Consider the following 25,744-nt stretch of genomic DNA (forward strand, 5'->3'; position numbering starts at 1 on the left):
TGGCCCGCCTGGGCGCCGGTTCGGCGCGTCAGTCCCCGAAATACCCCAAACGCGCCGCAATACGGCGGCCGGCTTCGCGCACCAGCGCTACCCAGGCATCCCGACGGCGCTCCATGGGCGCGGAAATCGACAGCCCGGCCACCACGGCGCCGGTGCTGTCGTGCACCAGCGTGCCGATGCAGCCGACGCCCTCTTCCGCCTCCTCGTCGTCCAGTGCCGTGCCCTGCGCACGGGCCTGATGCACCACCGTCAGCAGGCGTTCGACGGAGGTAATGGTCTTCGGCGTATACGCAGGCAGGCCGGTACGGCGGGCATATGCGCGTAAAAACGCATCGCCCAGCTCACCCAGCATGAGTTTGCCGACGGCGGTCACGTGCAAAGGCGCGCGGCTGCCGATCACCTGCTCGACACGCATCATGCGCTTGGGCGCGACGCGCTCGATGTAGATCACCTCGTCGCCTTCGCGCACGGTTAGGTTGACGGTCTCGCCGATCTGATCGCGCAGCCATTCCATGTGCGCGCGCGCCTCCTCGCGGATATCGATGCCACGGCGCACCCGGCCCGCGAGCTGCAGCAGTTTGCGGCCAAGCACATAGCCCCCGGCGGCATCGCGTTCGACGAAGCCCGTATCGATCAGCGACGCGAGTATGCGGAACGCCGTCGAAGGATGGAGGCCGGTCTCGGCGGACAGAACCTTGAGACTGGTCGGCTCCGCCTGGGCCGCGATGGCGTCGAGCAGCGCGGCCGAACGCTCGATGACCTGAATGGGGTTGCCTGCTTTGTTCATTTCACATTATGAAAACGATTGTGTATTGCGGAATAATCGATGTCGCCCTATCGTGACCCTATCGGCGACGGCGAGGCCTGCATACAGGGTGACGCGTGTTTTGCCCGGCATATTTTTTCGTATTATGAAATTTTTACCGCCAGATGAAAATCCCTGGCGGCAAAGGAGGCATCATGAGCAGCAATCCCATCGAGATCGACCACAGCCATCTGCCCGCCTACTGCGAGGGTATCCGTCACCTGGGCGAACCGTGGGCGGATTTCGAACGCTACGCGGACCACGCGATCATCCAGGAGGGACAGTCGGCCATTGCCGATCCGGCCGACCCGCGCGCCGTGTACCAGACCCTGCTCGCCGCGGATGCCTTGCGTTATGTGACCCTGCAGGTTTGCGGCTCCAAGGGCTCGGGCCATCCGGGCGGCTTCGCCTCCAGTGCAGAGGCCCATGCCGCACTGATGATGCTCGGCCACACCAACATCGTCACCGAGGTCGGCCACCATGCGCCCGGCTTCTATGCCTCGATGTTCCTCGACGGCTCGCTGGAGGCGATGGGTATCCGCACCCTCAACGACATGATGGCGCGCTTCCGTGAGAAGCATGGCTTGCTGGGACATCTTTCCGGCGCCATCCCCGGCCTGCTTGCGCCCGCAGGCCCGCTCGGCCAGGGCCAGCATTTCGCCATGGCCGGGGCGCTGCTGCATCGCGACAAACTGTTTCCGGTGACCATCGGCGACGGCGGCATGGGCGAACCCTACGTGCTCAACGCCATGATGCATTTCCACACGGCCTACCCCGAGGTGACCAATTTCCTGCCCGTACTGGTCTGGAACGGCTATTCGCAGGAACACCACTCCATGGTGTCGCTGCTCGACAACGGCGCCATGACCGCCTACTGGGAGGGACACGGCTTCGACGAAGTGGTTCTGGTCGACGCCAAGGACTTCGACGACAGCGCGCAGGACGGCGCCTTCGTGGACAGCAGCCGCTTCGGCCATGACGCGCGCATGGCCTTCGCCGCGCGCGTGCTGGCGGAGATGGACCGCGCCGCGAAATCCGCGCTGGGCGGCAAACTCACCGCCTTCGTGCTCAAGCAGCTCAAGGGAACCGGCGTACACGCAGTCGGCGCCAAATCGCACAACCTCTATCCGGCCGATACCCTGGATGCGGCGCACATCGTAGACGGCCTCAAACGCCGGGCGTTGCCGGCGCAGGCCTGGCACATCGTACGTGAAAACCTCGGCCGCGCAGGCGGCGGACCTGCAGCCAAGACGGCCGTGACCGAAACCGAGCTCGCGCTCGCGCCGTTGCCGGCATTCGCCATGCAGGACTTTGCCAAGGGCGAAAAGGCCGTGCCCTCGACGGCAATGGGCGCACTGGTCGCACAGCTCGGCCAGGCCGATCCGCGCTTCGTGGTCACCAATGCCGACGGCAACGAGGCCTCGGCGATGAAGAACATCAACGACGCGCTGAAGATCCGTCACCCGACGCAGGACCCGCTCTACAACCAGATGCCGAACGGACAGGTCTACGAACCCCTGAACGAGGATGCTTGCGCCGGCCTGGCGGCGGGACTTGCCCTGTTCGGTTCACGCGCGCTGTGGCTATCCTACGAATCCTTCGCGATCAACGGCTGGCCGATCGTCCAGACCGTCACCCAGGCGATGGCCGAGCTGCGCCGCAAGACGCCCTCGATCGTCACCATGTTCACCGCCGGCGCACTGGAACAGGGACGCAATGGCTGGACCCACCAGCGGCCGGAGATCGAGAACTACTTCGCGGCCATGATGCGCAACGGCAACGTGTATCCGCTGTTCCCCTGCGATGCCAATGCGATTCAGGCCGCCTACGCCTATGCCACCGACAGCTGCAACAAGGGCATGGTGATCATCGCCTCCAAGAGTCCGCTACCGGTGTACCTGAGCCTGGAGGAAGCCCGCACCGCCGTCGAGGAAGGCGCCGCCGTGCTGTATGAATCCGCAGGCGGCGACAAGGGCACGGTGGTCTTCGCGGTCACCGGCGACATGGTGTTCCTGCCGGTGTTCGAGGCCAAGCAGGCGCTGGAAGCCGAAGGTTATCGCGTGCGCATCGTCGCCGTGATCAACCCGCGCCGCCTGTACCGCCCGGGCGATGTCGCATGGGATACCGTGTCGCAGGGGGACGGCCGATTCATGGACGATGTCCGGTTCGATTCGCTGTTCGACGGCGACGTGCTGCTCGCCGTCAGCGGCGGGCCGAGCGCGCCGCTGGAGCCGGTACTGCTGCGCACGCGCGCGGCACGTCGCGACACCCTGTGCTGGAAGCGCGGCGAGACGACCGCCTCCCCGGCCGAGATCATGGACTTCAACGGTATCACCGCCAGCCGCATGATCGAGCGCGTCCGCGCGCTGTCGTAGTCCGTCGCGCAGCCCGCCGCATCGGTCGCGGCGAGCTGCGCGGCCTGAGGAGCCCGAGATGAGCACCACCAAGATCATCGTTCTCGACGACGACCCGACCGGCTCGCAAACCGTGCACGGTTGCCTGCTGTTGACCCGCTGGGACGTCGACACCCTGCGCGGGGCGTTGCGCGACGACTCGCCCTTGTGCTTCGTATTGACCAATACCCGCGGCATGGACGCCGTGCGCGCCGAAGCCGTTACCCGCCAGGTATGCGTGAACCTCGGACAGGCACTCGACGCGCTTGCCAAGGACGGCCATCCGCTCAACCCACTGCTGGTCAGCCGTTCGGACTCGACCCTGCGCGGACACTATCCGGTCGAGACCGACGTGATCGCCGAGGTTCTCGGTCCCTTCGACGCTCATTTCATGATCCCGGCCTTTTTCGAAGGCGGCCGGTTCACGCGCGAAGGCACCCACTACCTGATCGCCGACGGGCGGCCGGTCCCCGTGCACGAAACCGAATTCGCGCGCGACTCGGTGTTCGCCTACCGCCACAGCCACCTACCCGACTACGTCGAGGAAAAAACCCGCGGGCGCATCCGCGCTGCCGAGGTCGAACATTTCACCCTCGACGACGTGCGCGGCGATGTAAGCGAACGCCTGCTCGGCCTGCACGGCAACATGTGCTGCGTGGTCGACGCCGAATCGCAGGAAGATCTGGACCGTTTCGCCGCCCAGTTGAGAGCGGCCGCGACCCAGGGCAAACGCTTCTTGTTTCGCAGCGCCGCCAGTCTGCTCACCGCACTGGCGGCGCTGCCACCGCAACCCGTTCCGGCCGAACGCATGGCCGCCTACGTGCGCGGCGGCCGCGCGGGCGCGGTCGTCGTGGGCTCCCACGTCAACAAGACCACGCAACAGCTCAACGAACTGCTGCGCATGCCTCGCGTCGCCGGATTGGAAGTCGACGTCGACCGCATCGTCGGCGAACGCGACGCCCTGTTGGACGAACTGCTGGAACACTGCGGCCGGCTGCACGCGGCAGGATCGGCGCCCGTGATCTTCACCAGCCGTGTCGAACGCACCTTCCCGGATCAGGCCACCCGCCTGGCCTTTGGCGAACAGGTTTCCGCCTTCCTGATGGACATCGTACGCGGCCTCCCCGCCACGCTGGGCTTTCTTATCGGCAAGGGGGGCATCACCTCCAACGACGTACTCAGCAGCGGCCTCGCGCTGCGCGCCTCGCGCGTTCTCGGGCAGATCCTGCCCGGCTGCTCCGTCGTCCGCTGCCCGCACGATCACCCGCGATTTCCCGACCTGCCGGTCGTCATTTTTCCCGGCAACGTCGGCGACGCGCAGGCTCTCGCCACCGCCTACCGGCGTCTGGCTTCGATCAATGGCGGAAGCCCCCCATGAAACGGGATCTTGCGGACGTGCTGCACGCGGCGAAGCCAGGTGCCGCCGGCTGTTTCAACACCCTCAACATCGACATGGCGCTATCGGTGCTAGACGCGGCGGAGAATCTGAGCCGAGGGGTCATCGTGGGCATCGCCAGCCGGCACTTCGATGACATGCGCGCCGGCCTGCGCGCGTCGGCATACCTGAGGGCCATCGAAGCGGCTGCTGTCCCCGCCGCCCTGCACCTCGATCACGCCACCCCCGAACAGTTCGACATGATCCGCGAGGCACTCGATCTCGGCTTCACCAGTATCATGATCGATGGCTCGCACCTGCCCTTCGACGAAAACGTCGAAATCACGGCTCGCGTGGTTGAACTCGCCCGTCGCTACGGAGCAGGTGTTGAGGGCGAACTGGGCGCGGTCGCCGGCGAGGAAGGCGTGGCCGACACCGGGCACGACGCACCGGCCGCCCTGCCCTATACCGATGCCGCCGAAGCACGCCGCTTCGTCGAACAGACCGGGGTCGACGCCCTGGCGATCGCGGTCGGCACCGCGCACGGCCTTTATCGCGAATCCCCGCACATCAGCCTCGACACCATCGAAGCCGCGGCGAACGCCGTCTCCATCCCCCTGGTCATGCATGGCGCCACCGGCGTGGGCGACATCGCCATCCGGGGCGCGGTGTCGCGCGGCATCCGCAAGATCAACTTCTTCTCGGGGCTGCTGCAAGCGGGTATGGACGAGGTCCGCGCCTGCGCCGACGCCACCCATAACGACTACCAGGCATTCCTGCGGGCATGCCGCGCGAGTTGGCAAGAGCTGGTCACAACGCAGATATTGCTCTATGCCGGCGATACACATTAAGCGCCCGCCAAGCCGATTCCCGGCATGGCGATCACATCAATTAATCCATGAAATATTTTTTGTAATCGGCTAGAGTGGGCCGGCAACCGCACCCTGGCGGTGCATTCACCACATTAAGACAACTCAAAAAAGGTGACACATGTCGATTCGTCTCCCTCGACCTCGCGCGGCCGCGCGCCCGTTTCACGCATACGCCTTGTCGCTGCTGGCGATCCTGATCGCCCCCCTATCGATGGCGGCCACGACCGACGCCACGCCGTCGCTGACATGGCCGCAGATCCAGAGTTTGATGAAGACCGATACCGGTAGCCCGCATGACGGCGATCGCGTGGTATATGAAGGCGCGCATCCTGTCGTCGTGGTCGAGCAAGTGCTGCCCGGTTTCCCCTACCCCACCTTCGAGGTGGACAACATCAAGAACCCGACCCTGGTCTTCAAGTCCGGCGCCGACATCACGTTCTACGTGGTCAACACGAGCCAGGTGGCGCCGCACAGTTTCGCCATCACCACGGCCGCCCCGCCGTACGCGGTCGTCCCCGCCGATCATCGCGTCACGCACCCGCTTGTCGACACCGGCAATCTACCCATTCTTGCCGATCCCGGCCATTACAGTTACGCCAAGGTCGGCTGGGCCGCGGACAAGCCTGGGGCGTATTACTACGTGTGTCTTTTCCCGGTACACGCCTCCTTCGGCATGTGGGGGAAGATCGAGGTGCGCTGAAACGGCGTTCGCTCGCAGCGCCTACGCCGCCAGGGTATGATGACCGGCGCACGGCTCGATCCGCGCGCCGCATCTATCCATGACGCCAGTGATACCCATGTCCGACCGCTTCGACGATTCACCTCTCGCATGCAAACTGCGCGACTGGTCGGCACATCCGGCAATCACCACACACAACTGGGCGCCGCGGCTGTTCTGGATTGCCAGCGCCGATACCGCGTACGGATGGCCCCGAGTGGCGCCCGAGGAGCTGGAGGTCTATTTCGCCACCCTGCTCGGCGAGCCTTCGCAGTGCCTCGCATCGCTCGATCGCGACCGCGACGGGCGCGGCAGCTTCCTCGCCGCCAATGCGCGCCGGCACGAGCTGCCTCTGTTCACGCGCAATGCAACCGCGGGCGATGCCGGGTAGGCCCTTCAGGCCGGCCTGGTGGTTGCCAGGCCCCCACCTGCAGACCCTCTGGCCCTATCTGTTTTCGCCGCGCCGCCGGCTCGCGCTGCGACGCGAACGGCTCGAATTACCCGATGGCGACTTCCTCGACCTGGACTGGACGCCACCTCTGCCCGGTCCGCTGGTACTCGTCCTGCACGGGCTGGAAGGCTCCAGCGAATCCGGCTACATCCGTCGTCTGACGCCCGTGCTGGCGGCTCACGGCATGCAATCGGCAATCCTGCATTTCAGAGGTTGCAGTGGCGAACCCAACCGGTTGCCGCGTGCCTATCACGCAGGCGAGACTCAGGATCTCGCCCGCGTGATCCGGCATCTGCGAATGCGCCAGCCGACGCGCCCGTTGGGCGCCATCGGCTTCTCGCTAGGCGGCAACGTGCTGCTCAAATGGCTCGGCGAAAGCGCCTCGGATTCCCCGCTCACAGCAGCAGCGGCCGTCTCGGTACCCTTCGACCTTCAGGCCGCAGCAGCACGTCTGGAACGTGGCGCGTCACGCATCTACCAGTCCTATCTGCTACGCCCTCTGCGCCGCGCCCAGATTCGCAAGCACAAGCTGCGCGGCATCCCGCCGCCGGTCGCGCGCGACACCCTGGCGCGATTGCGCACACTGCGCGAATTCGACGACCGGATCACCGCACCACTGCATGGCTTTGCCGGTGTCGAGGACTATTATCGTCGGTCCAGCTCACGGCCCTGGCTGCATCGCATAGAGACGCCGACGCTGATCGTGCAAGCGCGCGACGACCCGTTCCTGTTGCCCCACGGCATACCCGGCGCCGACGAACTCTCGGCGGCCGTACGGCTGGAGCTGACCGACACCGGCGGGCATGTGGGCTTCGTCAGCGGACCGATGCCGGGTTTGAGCAGGCCCTGGCTGGAATCCCGCCTGGCCGCCTGGCTAGAAGCCCACTGCGTTTCGGAAGTCCGACGGGGCGATACCAGCGCTCCGCCGCAATCAGAGGCGTGAAGCAGCGCGCGGAATACCGGCCATAAAAAAACAGGGAGCCATGGCCCCCTGTTTCTAAACGGTCGAATCCGGTTGGAGCGAGGATCAGGCCGCTTCGATGGCCTTCATGCTCAGGCGAATGCGGCCCTGCTTGTCGACCTCGAGCACCTTCACGCGCACCACGTCGCCCTCGGAGAGCTTGTCGGCAACGCTTTCCACGCGCTCGTTGGATATCTGCGAGATATGCACCAGGCCATCGCGACCGGGAAGAATGGTGACGAAGGCGCCGAAGTCCATGATCTTGGCAACCCGACCTTCGTAGATATGTCCTACCTCGACGTCGGCGGTGATTTCCTCGATACGGCGTCGGGCTTCCTCGCCCGCAGCCTTGTCGACGGAGGCGATACGAATGCTGCCGTCGTCGTCGATATCGATGGTGGCGCCGGTTTCCTCGGTGATCGAACGGATGACGCTACCACCCTTGCCGATGACGTCGCGGATCTTCTCCGGGTTGATGCGCATGGTGATGTATCGCGGCGCATAGGCCGACATCTCCGTACGCGGCGCATCGATCACTTCGGCCATCTTGCCGAGGATATGGATGCGGCCGTCGCGTGCCTGCGCCAACGCGCGCTCCATGATCTCGCGGGTGATCCCGTCGATCTTGATGTCCATCTGCAGGGCGGTGACGCCCGCTTCGGTGCCGGCCACCTTGAAGTCCATGTCGCCCAGGTGATCTTCGTCGCCGAGGATGTCGCTGAGCACGGCGAAGCGCTCGCCTTCCTTGATCAGCCCCATGGCGATGCCGGCCACGGGCGCTTTCAGCGGTACGCCAGCGTCCATCAGCGAAAGGCTGGTGCCGCACACCGAGGCCATCGAGCTGGAACCGTTGGATTCGGTGATCTCCGAAACCACGCGGACCACGTAGGGAAACGATTTCTCGTCAGGCATCACGGCCTGAATGCCGCGCTTTGCAAGACGCCCGTGACCGATTTCACGGCGCTTGGGCGACCCGACCATACCGGTCTCGCCGACGCAGTAGGGCGGGAAATTATAGTGCAGCAGGAAACGCTCACGGCGCTCGCCCTCGATCGCATCGATGATCTGTGCATCGCGCTCCGTGCCCAGGGTGCAGGTCACGATGGCCTGCGTCTCACCGCGTGTGAAAAGCGCGGAGCCATGGGTGCGCGGCATCACGCCGGTGCGGATGGTGATCGGACGCACCGTGCTGGTATCGCGCCCGTCGATGCGGCGCTCGCCGGCCAGAATGCGGCCGCGCACGTACATTTTCTCGATCTTGGAAAAGGCATTGGCGACATCGTCCGCGCTCGGGCCTTCGCCCTCGGCGACGGCCAGCTCGCCGACCACCCGTTCGCGCAGTTCCGCCACACGCGTCTGACGCGCCAGTTTCTCGGCGATCTGATAGGCGGCGGCAAGATCCGCCTCGCAACGACCGCGGACCTGCTCCAGCAAGCCCTGATCGGCTTCGGGAACCTGCCAGTCCCAAGCGGGCTTGCCGGCTTCGGCCGCCAGCTCCCGAATCGCCGTGATGGCCGCTTGCATCTGCTCATGGCCATACATCACCGCGCCGAGCATGACTTCCTCGGACAGCTCGTGCGCCTCGGACTCGACCATCAGCACGGCCTGTTCGGTACCCGCGACAACCAGATCCAGCGCCGAGTCCTTGAGCGCGGAATTGCTGGGATTCAGCAGGTAGGCGCCGTCCTTGTAACCGACGCGCGCGCAACCGATGGGGCCCTTGAACGGAATGCCCGACAGCGTCACGGCTGCGGAAGCCCCCAGCATCGCGGGCACGTCGGGGTCAACCTCGGGATTCACCGACATCACCGTGGCCACGACCTGCACCTCATTGAAGAAGCCCTTCGGAAACAGGGGGCGCAGCGGACGGTCGATCAGTCGCGAGGTCAGGGTTTCCTTCTCGCTCGGACGCCCTTCGCGCTTGAAGAAGCCACCCGGAATGCGGCCAGCAGCGTAGGTGCGCTCCTGGTAATTGACGGTCAGAGGGAAGAAGTCGCGACCCGGGATCGCCTGCTTCTGTGCGACCGCGGTGACCAGGACGACGGTATCGTCCATGTTGATGATGACGGCTGCGTCAGCCTGGCGGGCGATCTCGCCCGTTTCGATTACGACGGTGCGATCACCGTACTGGAAGGACTTTTTAATGGCTGGCACGTTCCATTCCTAAAGCGTGGTATCGGGCGGGTTTATCGGCGCAGGCCGAGTTCGCTGATCAGCGACTGGTAGCGCTGCTGATCCTTCCCGCGCAGGTAGTCGAGCAGCTTGCGACGCTGATTGACCAGCTTCAGAAGCCCGCGGCGCGAATGGTGATCGTGCTTGTGCGTGTTGAAATGCTCGGTCAGATAACTGATCCGGGCAGACAGCAGCGCCACCTGCACCTCGGGCGATCCGGTATCGGAATCGGCCCGCTGAAACTTGCCAACGATGTTGGCCTTATCTTCCGTGGTCAGCGACATCTAATAACAACTCCCACCAAGAAAAACGGTCATTAAAAACGGTTGCGCGTAGAGGGCGCGCATTCTAGCACGGCTCCGATACAGAATCACATAGAATCACGCGGGCACCGGCAGGCACCTAGCCGTCGAGATGCTTGAGCTCCTGCAGCAAGGCCTCCAGCTCGGCTCTGAGCTGGCGCACGATCTGCTGGCTCTGCGTGCTGTCGGCCTTGGACTCGGCACTTTCGAGCTTGAGCCGCGCGCCGCCGATCGTATAGCCCTGCTCGTACAGCAGGCTGCGGATCTGACGAATGAGGATCACGTCCTGGCGCTGGTAATAACGGCGATTGCCGCGCCGCTTGACGGGCTTGAGCGCGGGGAATTCCTGCTCCCAGTACCGCAGCACGTGGGGCTTCACGTCGCACAGCTCGCTGACTTCCCCGATCGTGAAATAGCGTTTGGTCGGGATCGGCGGCAGTTCGCTGTTGTTACTCGCCTCCAGCATAGGCCTCGACCCTTGCCTTGAGTTTCTGTCCCGGACGGAAGGTGACAACGCGGCGGGCCGTAATCGGTATTTCCTCACCCGTCTTGGGGTTGCGTCCGGGCCTTTGGCGCTTGTCGCGTAGAGAGAAGTTCCCAAAACCCGAAAGCTTGACCTCCTCGCCTCTTTCCAATGCCTGGCTGAGTTCGCGGAAGAACATCTCCACGAAATCCTTGGCCTCGCGCTTGTTCAATCCGAGCTCCTCGAACAGGCGTTCAGCCATGTCCGCCTTGGTTAAAGCCATGGATTTACCCCCTCGGTGTCGCCCCAAACCCGTCCTCAAGCGCCTTGAGAACCCGGCTGATTATAGCTTCGATTGCCTGATCCGTAAGACTGCTCGTTAATCCCTGTAAAATCAAGCCGAAAGCGATGCTTTTTCGACCCATTGGCACGCCCTCGCCGGCATAAACGTCGAACAGCTGCAGTTCCTGCAGTTCTTCGATCGCCAAAGACCTGATCGCACGCGTCAGCGCGCCCGCGGGCACGCTTTCGTCGACCACGACCGCAAGATCGCGGCGGGTAGCAGGGAATCGGGAGAGCGGCGCAAAGCGTGCGACGCGCCCTTCGCTCAAAGGTGCCAGCCGGAGCTCGAAGAGTCCGACTGGTCGCTCAAGTCCCAGCGCTTTTTCGAGATCCGGACTCAGCATACCCACCCATCCTATCGTCTCGCCCGCGCGTTCGATTCTGGCCGATTGGCCTGGGTGCAGCGCGGGATGACCATCCGCCACGAAAGTCGTCTCATCCAAACAGCCGCCCAGTGCCAGAAGCGCCTCGGCGTCGCCCTTGATGTCGTAAAAGTCGCATTCTCGCGAGGCGGCACCCCACTGGAGCGGTTCCACGGCACCATATATCGCCCCGGCAATCATTGCCTCCTGTTCTTTATCAACAGATTGTGACGTAAATCTCAAACCCGTCTCAAATAACCGACCACGTGCTTGCTGACGTTTGGCATTATGCGCCAATGCCTTGACGAGTCCAGGCCAGAGACTGGGCCGCATGACGGCCAACTCCGCGGACAGGGGATTGCTCAATGCGATCGGCTGCTCGCCCGGCGCAAAGGCACCGGCCATCGAGGCCTCGATGAAACTGTAGGTAATGGCTTCGCGGTAACCGCGACCACACAAGGCTTGACGAAACTCCGGAACGTCAACAAATGCCTCTGGTTCGGCTACGATCCCGGGCCTGACGGGCATGTGCCGCTCCGGTATGCGGTCGTAACCGTGCACGCGCGCGAGTTCCTCGATGAGGTCGATTTCAAGCGCCAGATCGAAACGGTGCGAAGGCGGGACCACGCACCACCCATCTGCCGTCTGATTGAGCACACAACCCAGCGCCGTCAGCATACCGGCTACCTGCGCATCCTCGTAATGCACGCCGAGCACACGCCCGATGCGCGCGCGCCTCAGATCGATCGGATCGCGCACGGGCAGGTTGCGTTCTGAACAGGCTTCCGTCAGCGGCCCGGGCGTACCACCGGCGATTTCGAGAATCAACGCGGTAGCGCGCTCCATGGCCGTACGTTGCAACGATGGATCGACGCCGCGTTCGAAACGGTGCGACGACTCGGTGTGCAGACCCAGCGCACGCGCCCTGCCCGTTACGGCATCAGGCGCAAAATAGGCGCTTTCGAGAAAAATGTCTCGGGTGGCGTCACCGACCGCGCTGGCGGCACCGCCCATGACCCCGGCCACAGCCAAGGCTCCACGCTGATCGGCGATCACCAGCATATCGTCACGCAATTCGACATTCTGCTCGTTAAGCAGAGCCAGGTGTTCGCCAGGGCGCGCCATACGTACGCGCAAGCCCCCATTCAGACGCGCCAGATCGAAGGCGTGCATCGGCTGCCCCAGTTCCAGCATCACGTAGTTGGTGACATCGACCACCGCGCTGATACTGCGCACGCCGCTGCGCCGCAGACGCTCGCGCAGCCATAGGGGCGCCTGCACGGAGGCATCAACGCCGCGGATCACGCGTCCGACGTAACGGGGGCAGGCCTCCGGCGCCTCCAGCTGCACGCGCACAGCCGCATCGCAGGCGGCCTTCACTTCGACGAAATCCATCGGTCTCAGTGGCGTCGACTCCAGCGCCGAAAGTTCGCGCGCGACGCCGAGTACGCTGAGGCAATCGGCGCGGTTCGGCGTCAGGTCGATTTCGAGCACGGGGTCGTCCAGATCCAATGCCACGCGCACGTCCTGTCCGGGCAGGACGCCATCCGGCAGTTCCATCAAGCCGTCGCTGGCTTCCGCCAGCCCCAGCTCGGCAGCGGAGCACAGCATCCCCTGCGAAGCCACGCCACGCAGCTTGGCAGCCTTGATGCGCATGCCGCCTGGCAGAACGGCGCCTACGCGCGCGAACGGCGCGAACATGCCGACGCGCACATTCGGCGCGCCGCAGACCACCTGGATCGCCTGATCGTCGCCGGCATCCACCTGGCAGATACGCAGACGGTCGGCTTCCGGGTGCGGCGCCACCGCACTCACGCGCGCCACCACAATGCCGCTGAACGCGGGCGCCGCCGGCTCGACACCATCGAGCTCCAGGCCGGCCATGGTCAAACGCCTGCCGATCGCCTCCGCCTCCAGCGTCAGTTCCGGCAACCATTCCTTAAGCCAATGCTCGCTCAAACGCATCCTGTCCGTCCCGATAGGTTAAAACACTGAGTCATTGAATCTCGAAGTGCCACAGCAACGGCGGCTCCTGCTCCCGATCAACCGAACTGACGCAGGAATCTCAAGTCGTTGTCGAAGAACAGTCTGAGATCGGTGACGCCGTAGCGCAGCAGCGCAAGGCGTTCGACACCCATGCCGAAGGCATAGCCCGTGAAGCGTTCGCTGTCGATGCCGACCTGGGCGAACACCTGCGGGTGCACCATTCCACAGCCCAGCACCTCGATCCAACCGGTATGCCCGCAGACGCGACAGCCCTCGCCCCGGCAGTGCACGCACTCGATGTCCACCTCGGCGGATGGTTCGGTGAACGGGAAATAGGAAGGCCTGAAACGGGTTCGCAGATCGTCCTGTTCGAAGAATGCACGCAGGAAATCACCCAGTACGCCCTTGAGATCGGCGAACGTGATGCCCTCGTCGACGGCCAGTCCTTCCACTTGATGAAACATAGGGCTGTGGGTCAGATCGGAGTCGCAGCGGTACACCCTGCCGGGGGCTATGAAGCGCAGCGGCGGCTCCTGGGTTTCCATCACGCGGATCTGCACCGGCGATGTCTGCGTGCGCAGCAGGCGCCCGTCGGGGAAATAGAAGGTGTCGTGCATCGCACGCGCCGGGTGATTGTTCGGGATGTTGAGGGCCTCGAAATTATGGAAATCATCTTCGATTTCGGGGCCTTCCTCGGTCGTGAAACCGGCCTGGGACAGCAGCGACTTGATGCGTTCTATGGTCTGCGTCAGCGGGTGCAGGCCGCCGGTTTCCTGGCCACGGCCGGGCAAGGTCACATCGACGCGCTCGCCCTCGAGACGCGCGCTCAGCGCTTCGTTTTCAAGCGCGGCACGGCGGTCGGCGATGGCTTCGGCCACTTCCTGCTTGATGGCGTTGATCGCCTGCCCGGCCTGAGGGCGCTGTTCGGCGGGCAGGCTGCCGAGGCGCTTGAGCTGCTCCGTCAGCACGCCTTTCTTGCCGAGATATTCGACCCGCAGCGCATCTAGTGCGCCCAGATCCGTCGCCTCCCCCACCCGGGACAAGGCCTCACGCTTCAACGCATCCAGCTCCACGCTACGCTTCCTTCGTTTTGATACCAATAAAAAAGGGGAAAGGCAGGCCTTTCCCCTTTACGTCCGAAACACGACGCCCGCCCGGGCAGCAGGGTCGTGAACCGCGTCGCTCAACCGGCGACGAGGGCGGCCTTGGCCTGCTCGGCAATACGTCCGAACGCAACCAGATCGTGCACGGCGAGGTCCGCCAGCACCTTGCGGTCCAGCTCGACGCCGGCCTTGTTGAGACCATCCATCATGCGACTGTAGGACAGGTCGAACTGACGCGCAGCGGCGTTGATGCGAACGATCCACAGGGCGCGGAACTGACGCTTGCGCTGACGGCGGTCGCGATAGGCATACTGGCCGGCACGGGTAACGGCCTGGGTGGCGACGCGATATACGTTCTTGCGCGCGCCATAATAACCCTTGGCCTTCTTCAGAACCTTCTTGTGTCTCGCATGCGCGGTGACACCACGTTTTACTCGGGGCATTTTCTATATCCTCTCGCGCCGATCAGCTGTACGGAAGCATGCGCTTGATCGCCGGCGTATCGCACTCGGCGACGAGGCTGATCGAACGCAGATGGCGCTTCCGCTTGGTGCTCTTCTTGGTCAGGATGTGGTTCAGGTGCGACTGGCCGCACTTGAAACGGCCGGAAGCCGTGCGCTTGAAGCGCTTGGCCGCACCACGGTTGGTCTTCAGTTTGGGCATTGCCTCTCTACTCCGCGTCTGCTTGCGCAGGCCACCGGCCTACGACGTTTTCTTGGGGGCGAGCACCATCACCATCTGTCGCCCTTCCATCTTCGGCCGCTGTTCCACGCTGGCCAACTCACCGAGATCGCCCTCCACACGGCTCAACAATTGCATGCCGCGCTCCTGGTGGGCCATCTCGCGACCACGAAACCTTATGGTGATCTTGGCCTTGTCTCCTTCCTCGAGGAAGCGCATCAGGTTGCGTAGCTTGACCCGATAGTCGCCTTCCTCGGTACCAGGTCTGAACTTGACTTCCTTGACCTGGACCTGCTTCTGTTTTTTGCGCGCCTGAGCCGCCTTCTTGCTCTGCTCGAACTTGAACTTGCCGTAGTCCATCACCCGACAGACGGGCGGGTCGGCATTGGGTACGATCTCGACCAGATCCAGATCGGCCTCTTCCGCCAACCGCAGGGCCTCCTCTATCGAAACCACCCCGCGATTCTCACCCTCGGCATCAATCAAGCGGACCTGACGAACGGCGATTTCGCCATTCAGCCTTACGTTCTTCTGCGCGCTGATACGTCGCTCCTCCAATTACACTCAATACCCGTTCGGCGCAGGCTCTTCGGCAAGTCGCTGAAAGAAGGCATCAAGGGTCATCGCTCCGAGATCTTCGCCTTCCCGCGTGCGCACGGAAACGGTACGTTCATCTGCTTCGCGGTCCCCAACAACCAATAGGAAGGGGACACGCCTAAGCGTGTGCTCGCGAATCTTAAAGCCAATCTTTTCATTTCTCAAGTCGTCGGCGGCCCGGAGCCCCCGTGCGCAGAGGGTTTTCGCCACTTCGCGCGCGAACGCGGCCTGTCGGTCGGTGATGTTCATCACCACGACCTGCGTCGGCGCGAGCCACAGCGGGAAGCGCCCTTCATGATGCTCTATCAGTATCCCGATGAAGCGCTCCAGGGAACCCAGGATGGCCCGGTGGAGCATCACCGGCACCTTGCGCTGGGAATGTTCGTCGATGTATTCCGCGCCCAACTTGACCGGCATATGATAATCGGCCTGGATCGTGCCGACCTGCCACTCCCGCCCGATGGCGTCCTTCAGATGGTATTCCACCTTGGGGCTGTAGAAGGCCCCCTCGCCCGGAAGCTCCTCCCACTCGACACCGCAGCGGCGCAACGCGTCGCGCAGCGTGTTCTCGGCCTTGTCCCAATCCTCGTCGGTACCGAGGCGGACGTCGGGCCGCAGGGCGATCTTCACCGAGACGTCGTTGAAGCCGAAATCGGCATACACGCGCATCGCCTGCTCGTGAAAAGCGGCCACTTCCTCCTCGATCTGCGCCTCGGTGCAAAAAATGTGGCCGTCGTCCTGGGTGAACCCGCGCACGCGCATGATGCCGTGCAGGGCTCCCGAGGTTTCGTTGCGATGGCAGGCGCCGAACTCTCCGTAGCGCAGCGGCAGGTCGCGGTAACTGCGCAAGGCATGATTGAATATCTGCACATGCCCCGGGCAGTTCATCGGCTTGAGCGCGTACTCGCGCTTTTCCGACTCCGTAAAGAACATGTGTTCCTTGTAGTTCTCCCAGTGCCCGGAGCGCTTCCACAGCGATACGTCGACGACCTGGGGGCTACGCACCTCCTGGTAGCCACAGTCGACGTATACGCGGCGCATGTACTGTTCGACCGTGTTCCAGATACTCCAGCCCTTGGCATGCCAGAACACCATGCCAGGCGCCTCTTCCTGGACGTGAAACAGGTCGAGCTGCTTGCCGATCCGCCGGTGATCGCGTTTTTCGGCCTCTTCCAGCTGATGCAGATACGCCTTCAATGCCTTCTTGTCGGGCCAGGCCGTGCCATAGATGCGCTGCAGCATTTCGTTGCTGGCGTCACCGCGCCAGTAGGCGCCTGCCAGCTTGGTCAGCTTGAACGCACCCAGTTTGCCGGTGCTCGGCACATGCGGTCCACGGCACAGATCGATGAATTCACCCTGGCTGTAGAGCGACAGCACCTCGTCGGCGGGGATGTCCTCGATGATCCGCGCCTTGTATTCCTCGCCCATGTCGCGAAAAAAGGCGATCGCCTTGTCGCGCGGCATCTCGCTGCGACTGACCGGCAGATCCTGCGAGGCCAGCTCGTGCATCTTGGCCTCGATCGCCTCGACATCCTCTGGCGTGAACGGGCGCGAATATGCGAAATCGTAGTAAAAGCCGTTGTCAACCACCGGGCCGATCGTGACCTGAGCCTCGGGAAACAGCACCTTGACCGCCTGCCCCAGCAGGTGCGCCGTCGAATGACGTATGATCTCCAGGCCGTCCTCATCCCTCGCGGTCACGATGGCCACCTGGGCATCGGCATCAATGACGCGGGACAGATCGACAAGGCATCCGTCGACGCGGCCGGCCAGCGCTGCCTTCGCCAGGCCGGCGCCGATGTCTGCGGCGACCTCGGCCACGGAAACGGGGTGATCGAAACGACGCTCGCTGCCGTCCGGCAGGGTAATCACAGGCATGGCATTCTCCAGAAGTGGCCTATACGAGGGGCCACCGGCCACAAACAAAAGGCTGCGGTATCGCGGGCAAGGACCCCGGCGACACAACAGCCTTTTTCGAAGCATTGGTAGGCGCGATTGGACTCGAACCAACGACCCCCACCATGTCAAGGTGGTGCTCTAACCAACTGAGCTACGCGCCTGCAAAAGAGGGCGCATCTTACCCCCCGTACCGGCTTTCCGCAAGCCCGCCTCGCATCCTAACCTGGGTCGGCGTGCGCGGTACCCAACACCTGTTCGCGCAACTGATGAATGCGGTCGCGAACCCGGGCGGCCTCTTCGAATTCAAGATTGCGCGCATGCGCATACATTTCCTTCTCCAGGACCTCGATCCGCTTGAGCGCCGCCGCCGGCGAAAGGTCTTCGTAAAACGCCGGCGCATCCGTCACGCCGGCACGCTCGCGGCGACGACTTTCGCGGCGCCCGCCGCCATGCGCACCCTCCATCACATCCGTCACGCGCTTGCTCACGCCCCGCGGCACGATGCCATGCCGTTCGTTATGAGCGGTCTGCTTGTGACGGCGCCGCTCGGTTTCGTCGATCGCACGCCGCATCGAGCCGGTCACGACGTCGGCATACAGGATCGCCATGCCGCTCAGGTTGCGCGCCGCCCGCCCAATGGTCTGGATCAGCGAGCGCTCCGAGCGCAGGAAGCCCTCCTTGTCGGCATCCAGAATCGCCACCAGCGAAACCTCGGGCATGTCCAGGCCTTCACGCAACAGATTGATCCCCACGAGGGCATCGAAGGCACCGAGGCGCAGATCGCGGATGATCTCGGAGCGCTCGACGGTATCGATATCCGAATGCAGATACCGCACGCGGATATCGTGCTCCATCAGGTATTCGGTCAGATCTTCCGCCATGCGCTTGGTCAGCGTGGTGACCAGTACCCGCTCGTTGCGTGCGGCCCGCTGCACGATCTCGGACATGACATCGTCCACCTGCCCCGCCACCGGCCTGATCTCGACCAAAGGATCGACCAATCCGGTCGGCCTGACCACCTGTTCGACCACTGCGCCGGAACGATCCAGCTCGTACAGACCTGGCGTGGCCGAAACGAAAATGGTCTGCGGCGAGAGTTGTTCGAATTCCTCGAAACGCAACGGTCGGTTGTCCAGCGCCGAGGGCAGCCTGAAGCCGTATTGCACCAGGGTTTCCTTGCGCGAACGATCGCCCTTGTACATGGCCCCGAGCTGAGGCACGGTCACGTGGCTCTCGTCGATGACCATCAGCGCATCGCGCGGCAGATAGTCCAGCAGGCACGGCGGCGGCTGACCGGCACCGCGCCCGGACAGATAGCGCGAATAGTTTTCGATCCCGGAGCAATAACCCAGCTCCATGATCATTTCGACGTCGAATTGCACCCGCTGTTCGAGTCGCTGCGCCTCGACCAGCCGATCCTGTTCGCGCAATTCCGCCAGGCGCAGCTTGAGCTCCTCCTTGATGTGGTCCACCGCCTCGAGCAGGGTTTCGCGCGGCGTCACGTAGTGGGTTTTCGGATAGATCGTCAGGCGCGGCACACGACGCAGGATTTCGCCGGTCAGCGGATCGAAATAGGAAAGCTGCTCGATCTCGTCGTCGAACAGCTCCACGCGCACGGCCTCGATCTCCGATTCGGCCGGGCGTATATCGATAACCTCGCCGCGCACGCGATAGGTACCGCGACGCAGTTCGACGTCGTTTCGCGTGTACTGAAGCTCCGCGAGGCGATGCAACAGCCGCCGCTGGTCGATGCGCTCGCCGCGATTCAGGTGCAGCACCATGCGATGATAGGCGCTGGGATCGCCCAGGCCGTAGATGGCCGATACGGTGGCCACGATGATCGCATCCGGCCGCTCCAGCAACGCCTTGGTCGCCGACAGGCGCATCTGCTCGATGTGATCGTTGACCGCCGCGTCCTTCTCGATGAAGGTGTCGCTGGCCGGCACGTAGGCCTCCGGCTGATAATAGTCGTAATACGAGACGAAATACTCCACCGCGTTGTGCGGGAAGAAGTCCTTCATCTCGCCATACAACTGGGCCGCCAGGGTCTTGTTCGGCGCCAGCACCACGGTAGGCCGCTGCACCTGCTGTATCACGTTGGCGATCGTGAAGGTCTTGCCGGAGCCGGTCACACCGAGCAGCGTTTGGTGTGCCAGCCCGGCCCCGATGCCCTCGACCAGCGCCTCGATGGCGGTCGGCTGATCGCCTGCGGGGTCGTAATCCGTTTCCAGTTTGAACAACTCGCTCATCGCGTCCCGGAGACCTTATCCCAGCTGGGCTGTTTGAGTATCATGTGCAGTCCAGTCTACCCCAAATCAACCGTGGAACCCTCGCCTTGGACATTCAACTGGCGCAACGCGTCCAACGTATCAAACCCTCGCCCACCCTGGCCGTTACGGCGTTCGCCGCACAGCTCAAGGCCGAAGGGCGCGACATCATCAGCCTAAGCGCCGGCGAACCCGATTTCGACACCCCGGCCCACATCCAGGAGGCCGCCATCGAAGCCATGCACGCCGGCCAGACACGCTACACCGCCGTCGACGGCACCGGCGCGCTCAAGGCCGCCATCATCGGCAAGTTCCGGCGCGACAACAGCCTCGCCTACACGCCCGAGCAGATACTCGTTTCCAACGGTGCCAAGCAAAGCTTCTACAACCTGTGCGAGGCGCTGCTCAACCCTGGCGACGAGGTCGTCATCCCCGCACCATACTGGGTCTCGTACCCAGACATCGTACTGCTTGCCGACGCCACCCCGGTGCCGGTCCTGGCCGACCAGGCGCAAGGCTTCAAGATCACTCCGACACAGCTCGAGGCGTCGATCACGACACGCACGCGCCTGCTGGTGCTCAATAGCCCGTCCAATCCGACCGGCGCGACCTACACCGCGACCGAGTTGGCCGGCCTGGGCGAAGTGCTCAAGCGCCACCCACAGATCATCATCGCCTCCGACGACATCTACGAGCCCATCGTGTTCGGCGATACCCGTTTCACCAATCTGCTCAACGTCTGTCCCGAGCTGGCCGACCGCACCGTCGTCATGAATGGCGTATCCAAGGCCTATGCCATGACCGGCTGGCGCATCGGCTATGCCGCCGGCCCCAAGGCGCTGATCGGCGCGATGAAAAAAATCCAGTCGCAGAGCACCTCCAATCCGAACTCCATCGCCCAGGCGGCGGCCGCTGCGGCGCTCGACGGCGACCAGGCCTGCGTCGAAACCATGCGCGGCGCCTTCGAGCAGCGCCAGCGGCTGGTAAGCGAGCGCCTCAATGCCATGCCCGGCATCGACTGCCTGCCCTCTTCCGGCACCTTCTACGCCTTCCCGAATGTGGTCGGCGCTATCGAACGGCTGCCGAATATCGAGGACGACATCGGCTTCGCGCAGTTTCTGCTCGACGAAGTCGGCGTGGCCGTGGTGCCCGGCTCCGCCTTCGGCGCGCCCGGCCATATCCGCCTGTCCTTCGCCACCAGCATGGCCAATCTCGAAGAGGCCCTGCGCCGCATCGCTACCCGCCTGCAGGCGGGTTGACCGTCGCATGAGGGTCCATTAAGATTCGTCGTCTTGCAATTCCCCAGTAGCTCAGTTGGTAGAGCAGGTGACTGTTAATCACCGGGTCCGTGGTTCGAGTCCGCGCTGGGGAGCCAAGGTTTCGAAGGGCCGCGACACGTCGCGGCCCTTTTTCGTTTGGGGTTCGGTTTTGAACTCTGGATGCCGCGATCCGGCGCGGTTTGCGGCTAATACCCGCGGGCGCGGTCGATGACGTATTCGGGCATCTGTCCCGAGAGTACGCGCCGGCAGTTGTCGACAACCTGCCTGGCCGCCGTTTCGGGTACCGCGGCGCTGGCCAGATGCGGCGTGATCAGAACCTGATCCATCTCCCAGAAAGGATGTTCGGGCGGCAGCGGCTCGGTTGCGAACACATCCAGCGTCGCCTCGGCGATCTGGCCCTCGCGCAGGGCGTCTAGCAACGCCGCCTCGTCCACCGTCGAACCGCGACCCACGCTCACGAATTTGGCCCCGCGCGGCAGGCCGTAGAACACCTGGCGCCCAATCACTCGGCGGGTTTCTGCGGTCGCTGGCAGCATCGCCACCAGGATATCGATAGCGCACAGAAAGGCGGCCAGCCCCTCGGGGCCGGCGTGGGTCTCGATATCCGGCAGGGATTTGGCGCTGCGCGACCAGCCGACGACATCGAAACCCTGCGCGGCGAGCGCGCGGGCCGCGTGCGTGCCCAGATAACCCAGCCCCATCACCCCTACGCGGCAGGCACTGTGCGGCCGCGGATAATTGTAGGCCCAGCGACGTTCGCGCCTGGCCTGCTCGAAACGGTGCAATTCGCGATGATGGCGAAGCACCGCCAGCAGCACATAACCATCCATCATCTGCGCCTGACCGGGATCGGCAAGCCGTGCGATGGGCACGTGCGCCGGCAGAGAGTCATCCGCCGCGATCGCGTCGACGCCAGCGCCCAGATTGACGATCAGGCGCAGGTTCGCGAAGCTCCCCAGCACACCGGGCGGCGGTTGCCAGACCAGCGCGAAATCGATCTCATCCGGATCGCCGGTTGCGGGCCAGACGCGCACGTCGAGCTCGGGCCAGGCACGCTGCAGAGCTTCGCGCCAGACCCGCGGGTCGTCAAGTTCGCTCATGAAGAGCAGACAAGGTGCCGAGCGGGTCATGCGCGATACGTAGCCGCGCGATTCAGGCAGATGCCCATCCCAGCTCCCCAAGCACGTCGTCGCGCGACATCACCTGACAATAGATATTGTTGAGGATGGTCAGTTCCTGCTCGTGCAGGGCATCGGTGGCGGCGGCACAGGCGTCGTCCACCACGACGACATCGAAGCTCTCGTCCGCGAGGCTGCGCACGGTGGAGGCTACGCATTGATCGGTGAAGATGCCGGCGACGACCACATGACGCACGTCCATATTCTGCATCACCAGCCGCAAATTGGTGCCTGTGAGCGCGGAATCGGTAGTCTTGGTGACCACCACCTCGCCCGGCAGCGGCGCGAGCTCGGGCACTATCTGGCTGGCATGTTCGTCCTTGGGCAACAGCAGATTGTTGAATCCGGGGCGCCGCTGGCTGAGCGAGCGGTCGCGCCCGTCCGGTGTCAGGCAGGCGATGCGGGCGTGAAACACATCGGCACCGTGCGCGCGGAAGGTATCGAGCAGCCGACGCGTATTCGGGATCACCACCTTGCGCATGCGCGTATGAAAGGGTGTCCAAAGATCCCAGGCACGGTGTTCCGCCTCGGGCAGGGCCTCGCGCGACGGGCGTTCGACGTAGGTGTTCTGGATATCGATCACCAACAGCGCGCTGTGCTCAGGGTCCAGGCTCACGTCGGGGATTTCGGCGTCGAGGTAGTACAGCGAGCGGTATTTTTCCTTCCAGTGCATACGCGTCTCCTTGTAAGGTCCCGGCGGCCTTTCGGTTAGAGGAAGATACCCTTGGGAAGTTGCGCCGCGACCACCCAGTTGGGCACGTCGACGACCTCGCCGATACGCAGATCCACCGCGACCGAACACAGTGCGTAGGCCATCTCGGGCGCGAGCCCGTAGTGTTTACCGAGATGATCGATCATGGCACGTATCGCGTCGCGGGACGCCTGCATCAGATCGGGCCCCACGCCGGTGGTCACGTAGAAGCCCTTGTCGTCACGGCGCGAACGCCGCAAAGGCCGGGTCGTTTCGCACTGGGGGGCTGGCAGGTTCGCGCCCTTCACGAGGCCGATGCGCGCGCTGACGCTGAACTGGGTTTCCACCGCCGTACCGCAGACCTCGCCGTCGCCCTGTGCGGCGTGGGTATCGCCGACCGACAATAGACCGCCGGCCACCTCGACCGGCAGATATAGCGTTGCGCCGCGCGTCAGGTCACGCAGATCGAGGTTCCCGCCCACCCGCCGCGGCGGCACCACGCTGTGATGGCCAGGCGCGGCAGGCGCCAGGCCGACGGTGCCTGGAAACGGTGCGGTTTCGAGCTCTATGCCGTCGACGAAACGCACACGTTGCTCGTCGTATTCCGAGATATGCAGAAAAGGCGTCTTGAACTCGTCAGCGAGCAGGCCGAAGCCGGGAATGATGGCGGTCCAACCCCAGCCAACGCCGGCGAAGTCGAGCAATTCGATGCGGATCGCGTCACCCGGCTCCGCGCCGTCGACCTCGATCGGCCCGGTAACCGGATTGACCTTATCGAAATCCAGGGTACCGACCGCGCTCGCGTCGGAGCGCGCGCTAAGCTGGCCGCCCGAGGCGTCGCGCACCTCGAATTCGAGAATCTCGCCGGGCGCGACCTGGCGCACCGCTTCGATGCCATTGTCCCAACCATAATGCGAATGGTGGCTGTGGATGGTCTGATATTGGCTCACGCCCGCTCCTCCCTGGGTCTTGCGCCCCGCTTAGCTGACGCGAATGCGGGGATCGATGAGATATGAAATGACATCGGCCACGATATTGGCCACGACCACGAAACAGGCGGCGAACAGGGTCACGCCCATGATCACGGGGACGTCGGTGTTCTGGATACCCTGCCACATGTACTGGCCGATGCCGGGCCAGCCGAAGACCTGATCGATGATGACCGCGCCGCCCATCAGAAAACCGAAATCCAGCCCCACCAGTGTCGGCACCGGCAGTACTGCGCCCGGCAGAATATGCCGCAATACCACGGTGCGCCGAGGAACACCCCTGGCAAGCGCCGCCTCGACATAGGGTTCGCGATGTTCGCGCACGACCTCGGAGCGCACCACCCGGGTATGCCAGGCGGCATTGAGCAGGCCCAGTGTCAGCGAGGGCAGTATCAAATAGCTCAGGCCGCCGTAACCGCCGAGCGGCAGCCAGCCGAGCTTGAAGCCGAAGAGATAGAGGAACAGCAGGCCGGTCACGAACTGCGGCGCGGCGACGGTGACGTAGGCGAAGCCCATCGCCAGCTTGTCCGGCCAGCGGCCGCGCCACAGTCCGCCGATCACGCCCAGCGACACGCCGATCAGCACCTCCCAGAAGATGGCGCCGGAGACCAGTTCCAGTGTTGCCGGCACTCGCGAGAACAGCTCGTGCGCCACGCTGCTGCGCTGCACGTAGGACCAGCCGAGATCGCCGTGCAGCAGATTGCCCATGTAAATGAGGTAGCGCATCCACAAGGGATGATCGAGTCCCAGCTGGGCATTGATGCGTGCCAGCGTATCGGGATTCGCCGCCCTGCCGGCGATGAGGCTGGCGGGATCGCTGGGGATGACATACAACAGCAGGAAGGTGATGACCGACACGCCGATCAGCACAATCACGCCCTGCCCCAGGCGGCGCAGCAAAAAGACCAAAAAATTCACGCCTCGCCTCCCTTGCCGTACAGGCGGATCCGTGACGACTCAGCCACCATGCTCGAGTTCCTCCAGCCGAGCCTTGCCGGATTTATCGCCCGGGGCCTCCTCGCGCGCGCCGCGCGCCTCCATGTTTTCCATGCGCTCATGCAGGTATTCGCCGACGATATTGAACGACAACGACAGCGCCAGGATGAACACGCCGGGGATCAGCACCGTCCAGGGCGCCACCGTGAAGTAGTTCTGATTGTCGTGGATGATGTTGCCCCAGCTTGGGGTGGGCGGCTGCACACCCACGCCGAGGAAAGACAGTGCGGCCGACATCTGCACGGTGGTGGCGATGCCCAGCGTCTCCCAGACCAGCATGATCGGCGCCAGATGCATCAGCAGATGGCGCGTGAACAGGTACCAGCGTCCGGCGCCTAGCATTCTCGCCGCCGTCATGTAATTGCGCTCCTTGATCGAGAGCGTCTTGGTATAGGCCACGCGCGCGATCCAGGTCCAGTTCGCCAGCGCGATGATCAGCGCCGCGTTCCACAAGCTCGGGCCGATCACCGAAGCGATGGCGATGGCGAGAATCAGGGCCGGGAAGGCCAGCATCAGATCGACGAAACGCATCACGGCCGCCTGCGCCCTGCCCTCCAGCATGCCGGCCAGGCCGCCGATCAGCGCGCCGATCAGCACGGCGATGGTATTCGACACGATACCCACCAGCAGGGTGGCCTGCGCGCCGTAGAGCACGCGCGAAAGCAGGCTACGCCCGAGGTTGTCGGTACCGAACCAATGCGACCAGGACGGCGCCTGCGGCAGGCCGTCGACGCTCAGGCCGTTTGCCAGCTGCGCATCCGGCGAATAAGGCGCCAGCACCGGCGCCAGCACCGCGCCCAGCACGATGAGCACGATCACGGCCAAACTCAGCATCAAGCCGAACCGACGGGCGTGTCCGCC

Annotated in this window: 24 protein-coding genes and 2 tRNA genes; 8 read left to right on the forward strand and 18 right to left on the reverse strand. The window is 64.0% G+C overall.

Annotated elements, in window-relative coordinates:
• Positions 1–28: 28 nt before the first annotated feature.
• Complete coding sequence (locus tag THPRO_RS03555; protein WP_038086707.1) at positions 29–787, reverse strand: IclR family transcriptional regulator; 759 nt, start codon at positions 785–787, stop codon at positions 29–31.
• A 173-nt stretch (positions 788–960) separates the two neighbouring features.
• Here THPRO_RS03555 and THPRO_RS03560 point away from each other — a divergent pair, with 173 nt between their 5' ends.
• From THPRO_RS03560 to THPRO_RS03585, 6 genes are all read left to right on the forward strand, one after another.
• Entirely contained in the window at positions 961–3,180 is a 2,220-nt protein-coding gene (locus THPRO_RS03560) for a phosphoketolase family protein (RefSeq protein ID WP_038087017.1), read from the forward strand.
• Positions 3,181–3,238: 58 nt separating this feature from the next.
• On the forward strand, positions 3,239–4,576 hold the full coding sequence (locus THPRO_RS03565; RefSeq protein WP_038086709.1) for a four-carbon acid sugar kinase family protein: 1,338 nt from the start codon (positions 3,239–3,241) through the stop codon (positions 4,574–4,576).
• Complete coding sequence (locus THPRO_RS03570; RefSeq protein ID WP_038086712.1) at positions 4,573–5,424, forward strand: class II fructose-bisphosphate aldolase; 852 nt, start codon at positions 4,573–4,575, stop codon at positions 5,422–5,424. Before THPRO_RS03565 ends, THPRO_RS03570 begins: the two co-directional genes overlap by 4 nt.
• Before the next feature lie 139 nt (positions 5,425–5,563).
• A complete protein-coding gene (locus THPRO_RS03575) occupies positions 5,564–6,145 on the forward strand; it encodes a cupredoxin domain-containing protein (protein WP_052064026.1) in 582 nt (193 codons plus the stop codon).
• A gap of 97 nt (positions 6,146–6,242) precedes the next feature.
• On the forward strand, positions 6,243–6,554 hold the full coding sequence (locus THPRO_RS03580; RefSeq protein ID WP_038086715.1) for a hypothetical protein: 312 nt from the start codon (positions 6,243–6,245) through the stop codon (positions 6,552–6,554).
• A complete protein-coding gene (locus tag THPRO_RS03585) occupies positions 6,544–7,557 on the forward strand; it encodes a hydrolase (protein ID WP_038086717.1) in 1,014 nt (337 codons plus the stop codon). Before THPRO_RS03580 ends, THPRO_RS03585 begins: the two co-directional genes overlap by 11 nt.
• 84 nt (positions 7,558–7,641) lie before the next feature.
• Here the strand turns inward: THPRO_RS03585 and pnp are convergent, their stop codons facing one another.
• From pnp to uvrB, 12 genes are all read right to left on the reverse strand, one after another.
• Positions 7,642–9,729 (reverse strand): polyribonucleotide nucleotidyltransferase, encoded by a 2,088-nt coding sequence (gene pnp / locus THPRO_RS03590; RefSeq protein WP_038086719.1) that lies wholly within the window; start codon positions 9,727–9,729, stop codon positions 7,642–7,644.
• Positions 9,730–9,761: 32 nt separating this feature from the next.
• Entirely contained in the window at positions 9,762–10,031 is a 270-nt protein-coding gene (gene rpsO / locus THPRO_RS03595) for a 30S ribosomal protein S15 (RefSeq protein ID WP_038086722.1), read from the reverse strand.
• A gap of 118 nt (positions 10,032–10,149) precedes the next feature.
• Complete coding sequence (locus tag THPRO_RS03600) at positions 10,150–10,515, reverse strand: MerR family transcriptional regulator (protein WP_038086725.1); 366 nt, start codon at positions 10,513–10,515, stop codon at positions 10,150–10,152.
• On the reverse strand, positions 10,499–10,795 hold the full coding sequence (gene ihfA / locus THPRO_RS03605) for an integration host factor subunit alpha (RefSeq protein WP_038086728.1): 297 nt from the start codon (positions 10,793–10,795) through the stop codon (positions 10,499–10,501). The genes THPRO_RS03600 and ihfA overlap by 17 nt, the downstream gene beginning before the upstream one ends.
• A gap of 4 nt (positions 10,796–10,799) precedes the next feature.
• Positions 10,800–13,181 (reverse strand): phenylalanine--tRNA ligase subunit beta, encoded by a 2,382-nt coding sequence (pheT, locus tag THPRO_RS03610; RefSeq protein WP_065089219.1) that lies wholly within the window; start codon positions 13,179–13,181, stop codon positions 10,800–10,802.
• A gap of 77 nt (positions 13,182–13,258) precedes the next feature.
• Positions 13,259–14,275: a phenylalanine--tRNA ligase subunit alpha gene (gene pheS / locus THPRO_RS03615; RefSeq protein ID WP_038086737.1), complete on the reverse strand. Its 1,017-nt coding sequence runs from the start codon at positions 14,273–14,275 to the stop codon at positions 13,259–13,261.
• A 110-nt stretch (positions 14,276–14,385) separates the two neighbouring features.
• Complete coding sequence (rplT, locus tag THPRO_RS03620; RefSeq protein WP_038086739.1) at positions 14,386–14,748, reverse strand: 50S ribosomal protein L20; 363 nt, start codon at positions 14,746–14,748, stop codon at positions 14,386–14,388.
• Between the two features lie 22 nt (positions 14,749–14,770).
• On the reverse strand, positions 14,771–14,968 hold the full coding sequence (rpmI, locus tag THPRO_RS03625; protein ID WP_038086741.1) for a 50S ribosomal protein L35: 198 nt from the start codon (positions 14,966–14,968) through the stop codon (positions 14,771–14,773).
• Positions 14,969–15,007: 39 nt separating this feature from the next.
• Positions 15,008–15,544: a translation initiation factor IF-3 gene (infC, locus tag THPRO_RS03630; RefSeq protein ID WP_201786925.1), complete on the reverse strand. Its 537-nt coding sequence runs from the start codon at positions 15,542–15,544 to the stop codon at positions 15,008–15,010.
• A 6-nt stretch (positions 15,545–15,550) separates the two neighbouring features.
• Complete coding sequence (thrS, locus tag THPRO_RS03635; protein WP_065089220.1) at positions 15,551–17,461, reverse strand: threonine--tRNA ligase; 1,911 nt, start codon at positions 17,459–17,461, stop codon at positions 15,551–15,553.
• A gap of 105 nt (positions 17,462–17,566) precedes the next feature.
• A tRNA-Val gene (locus tag THPRO_RS03640) sits at positions 17,567–17,643 on the reverse strand.
• A 57-nt stretch (positions 17,644–17,700) separates the two neighbouring features.
• The gene (uvrB, locus tag THPRO_RS03645; protein ID WP_038086743.1) at positions 17,701–19,731 is read right to left on the reverse strand and encodes an excinuclease ABC subunit UvrB; all 2,031 of its coding nucleotides are present in this window, start codon (positions 19,729–19,731) and stop codon (positions 17,701–17,703) included.
• Positions 19,732–19,817: 86 nt separating this feature from the next.
• Here uvrB and THPRO_RS03650 point away from each other — a divergent pair, with 86 nt between their 5' ends.
• Together THPRO_RS03650 and THPRO_RS03655 are read left to right on the forward strand one after the other, a co-directional pair.
• Entirely contained in the window at positions 19,818–21,008 is a 1,191-nt protein-coding gene (locus THPRO_RS03650) for a pyridoxal phosphate-dependent aminotransferase (RefSeq protein WP_038086745.1), read from the forward strand.
• A gap of 40 nt (positions 21,009–21,048) precedes the next feature.
• A tRNA-Asn gene (locus tag THPRO_RS03655) sits at positions 21,049–21,124 on the forward strand.
• Between the two features lie 90 nt (positions 21,125–21,214).
• On the opposite strand, the gene THPRO_RS03660 is transcribed toward THPRO_RS03655, so the two are convergent.
• The 5 genes from THPRO_RS03660 to THPRO_RS03680 are packed head-to-tail and all read right to left on the reverse strand — an operon-like array spanning position 21,215 to position 25,717.
• Complete coding sequence (locus tag THPRO_RS03660; protein WP_201786926.1) at positions 21,215–22,129, reverse strand: 2-hydroxyacid dehydrogenase; 915 nt, start codon at positions 22,127–22,129, stop codon at positions 21,215–21,217.
• 52 nt (positions 22,130–22,181) lie between these two features.
• Complete coding sequence (locus THPRO_RS03665; RefSeq protein WP_038086747.1) at positions 22,182–22,880, reverse strand: cysteine hydrolase family protein; 699 nt, start codon at positions 22,878–22,880, stop codon at positions 22,182–22,184.
• A gap of 35 nt (positions 22,881–22,915) precedes the next feature.
• Positions 22,916–23,848: an acetamidase/formamidase family protein gene (locus tag THPRO_RS03670; RefSeq protein WP_038086761.1), complete on the reverse strand. Its 933-nt coding sequence runs from the start codon at positions 23,846–23,848 to the stop codon at positions 22,916–22,918.
• 30 nt (positions 23,849–23,878) lie between these two features.
• Positions 23,879–24,805 (reverse strand): ABC transporter permease, encoded by a 927-nt coding sequence (locus tag THPRO_RS03675; RefSeq protein WP_201786927.1) that lies wholly within the window; start codon positions 24,803–24,805, stop codon positions 23,879–23,881.
• A gap of 39 nt (positions 24,806–24,844) precedes the next feature.
• Positions 24,845–25,717 carry an ABC transporter permease gene (locus THPRO_RS03680; protein ID WP_065089222.1) on the reverse strand — a complete coding sequence of 291 codons (873 nt, stop codon included), beginning with the start codon at positions 25,715–25,717 and terminating at the stop codon, positions 24,845–24,847.
• Positions 25,718–25,744: the final 27 nt, after the last annotated feature.

Origin of the sequence: Acidihalobacter prosperus (assembly GCF_000754095.2) — a bacterium.
In the GTDB taxonomy this organism is placed as follows: Bacteria; Pseudomonadota; Gammaproteobacteria; order DSM-5130; family Acidihalobacteraceae; genus Acidihalobacter; species Acidihalobacter prosperus.

What these genes read in the sequence shown, in the direction of transcription:
- rpsO (WP_038086722.1), bottom strand. Translation starts at nt 10,031, where the DNA reads ATGTCGCTGACCACGGAAGATAAGGCCAACATCGTTGGCAAGTTTCAG.
- THPRO_RS03580 (WP_038086715.1), top strand. Translation starts at nt 6,243, where the DNA reads ATGTCCGACCGCTTCGACGATTCACCTCTCGCATGCAAACTGCGCGAC.
- THPRO_RS03560 (WP_038087017.1), top strand. Translation starts at nt 961, where the DNA reads ATGAGCAGCAATCCCATCGAGATCGACCACAGCCATCTGCCCGCCTAC.
- rplT (WP_038086739.1), bottom strand. Translation starts at nt 14,748, where the DNA reads ATGCCCCGAGTAAAACGTGGTGTCACCGCGCATGCGAGACACAAGAAG.
- THPRO_RS03600 (WP_038086725.1), bottom strand. Translation starts at nt 10,515, where the DNA reads ATGCTGGAGGCGAGTAACAACAGCGAACTGCCGCCGATCCCGACCAAA.
- ihfA (WP_038086728.1), bottom strand. Translation starts at nt 10,795, where the DNA reads ATGGCTTTAACCAAGGCGGACATGGCTGAACGCCTGTTCGAGGAGCTC.
- uvrB (WP_038086743.1), bottom strand. Translation starts at nt 19,731, where the DNA reads ATGAGCGAGTTGTTCAAACTGGAAACGGATTACGACCCCGCAGGCGAT.
- THPRO_RS03575 (WP_052064026.1), top strand. Translation starts at nt 5,564, where the DNA reads ATGTCGATTCGTCTCCCTCGACCTCGCGCGGCCGCGCGCCCGTTTCAC.
- pheT (WP_065089219.1), bottom strand. Translation starts at nt 13,181, where the DNA reads ATGCGTTTGAGCGAGCATTGGCTTAAGGAATGGTTGCCGGAACTGACG.
- THPRO_RS03565 (WP_038086709.1), top strand. Translation starts at nt 3,239, where the DNA reads ATGAGCACCACCAAGATCATCGTTCTCGACGACGACCCGACCGGCTCG.
- thrS (WP_065089220.1), bottom strand. Translation starts at nt 17,461, where the DNA reads ATGCCTGTGATTACCCTGCCGGACGGCAGCGAGCGTCGTTTCGATCAC.
- rpmI (WP_038086741.1), bottom strand. Translation starts at nt 14,968, where the DNA reads ATGCCCAAACTGAAGACCAACCGTGGTGCGGCCAAGCGCTTCAAGCGC.
- THPRO_RS03585 (WP_038086717.1), top strand. Translation starts at nt 6,544, where the DNA reads ATGCCGGGTAGGCCCTTCAGGCCGGCCTGGTGGTTGCCAGGCCCCCAC.
- THPRO_RS03555 (WP_038086707.1), bottom strand. Translation starts at nt 787, where the DNA reads ATGAACAAAGCAGGCAACCCCATTCAGGTCATCGAGCGTTCGGCCGCG.
- THPRO_RS03570 (WP_038086712.1), top strand. Translation starts at nt 4,573, where the DNA reads ATGAAACGGGATCTTGCGGACGTGCTGCACGCGGCGAAGCCAGGTGCC.
- THPRO_RS03665 (WP_038086747.1), bottom strand. Translation starts at nt 22,880, where the DNA reads ATGCACTGGAAGGAAAAATACCGCTCGCTGTACTACCTCGACGCCGAA.
- THPRO_RS03680 (WP_065089222.1), bottom strand. Translation starts at nt 25,717, where the DNA reads ATGCTGAGTTTGGCCGTGATCGTGCTCATCGTGCTGGGCGCGGTGCTG.
- THPRO_RS03660 (WP_201786926.1), bottom strand. Translation starts at nt 22,129, where the DNA reads ATGAGCGAACTTGACGACCCGCGGGTCTGGCGCGAAGCTCTGCAGCGT.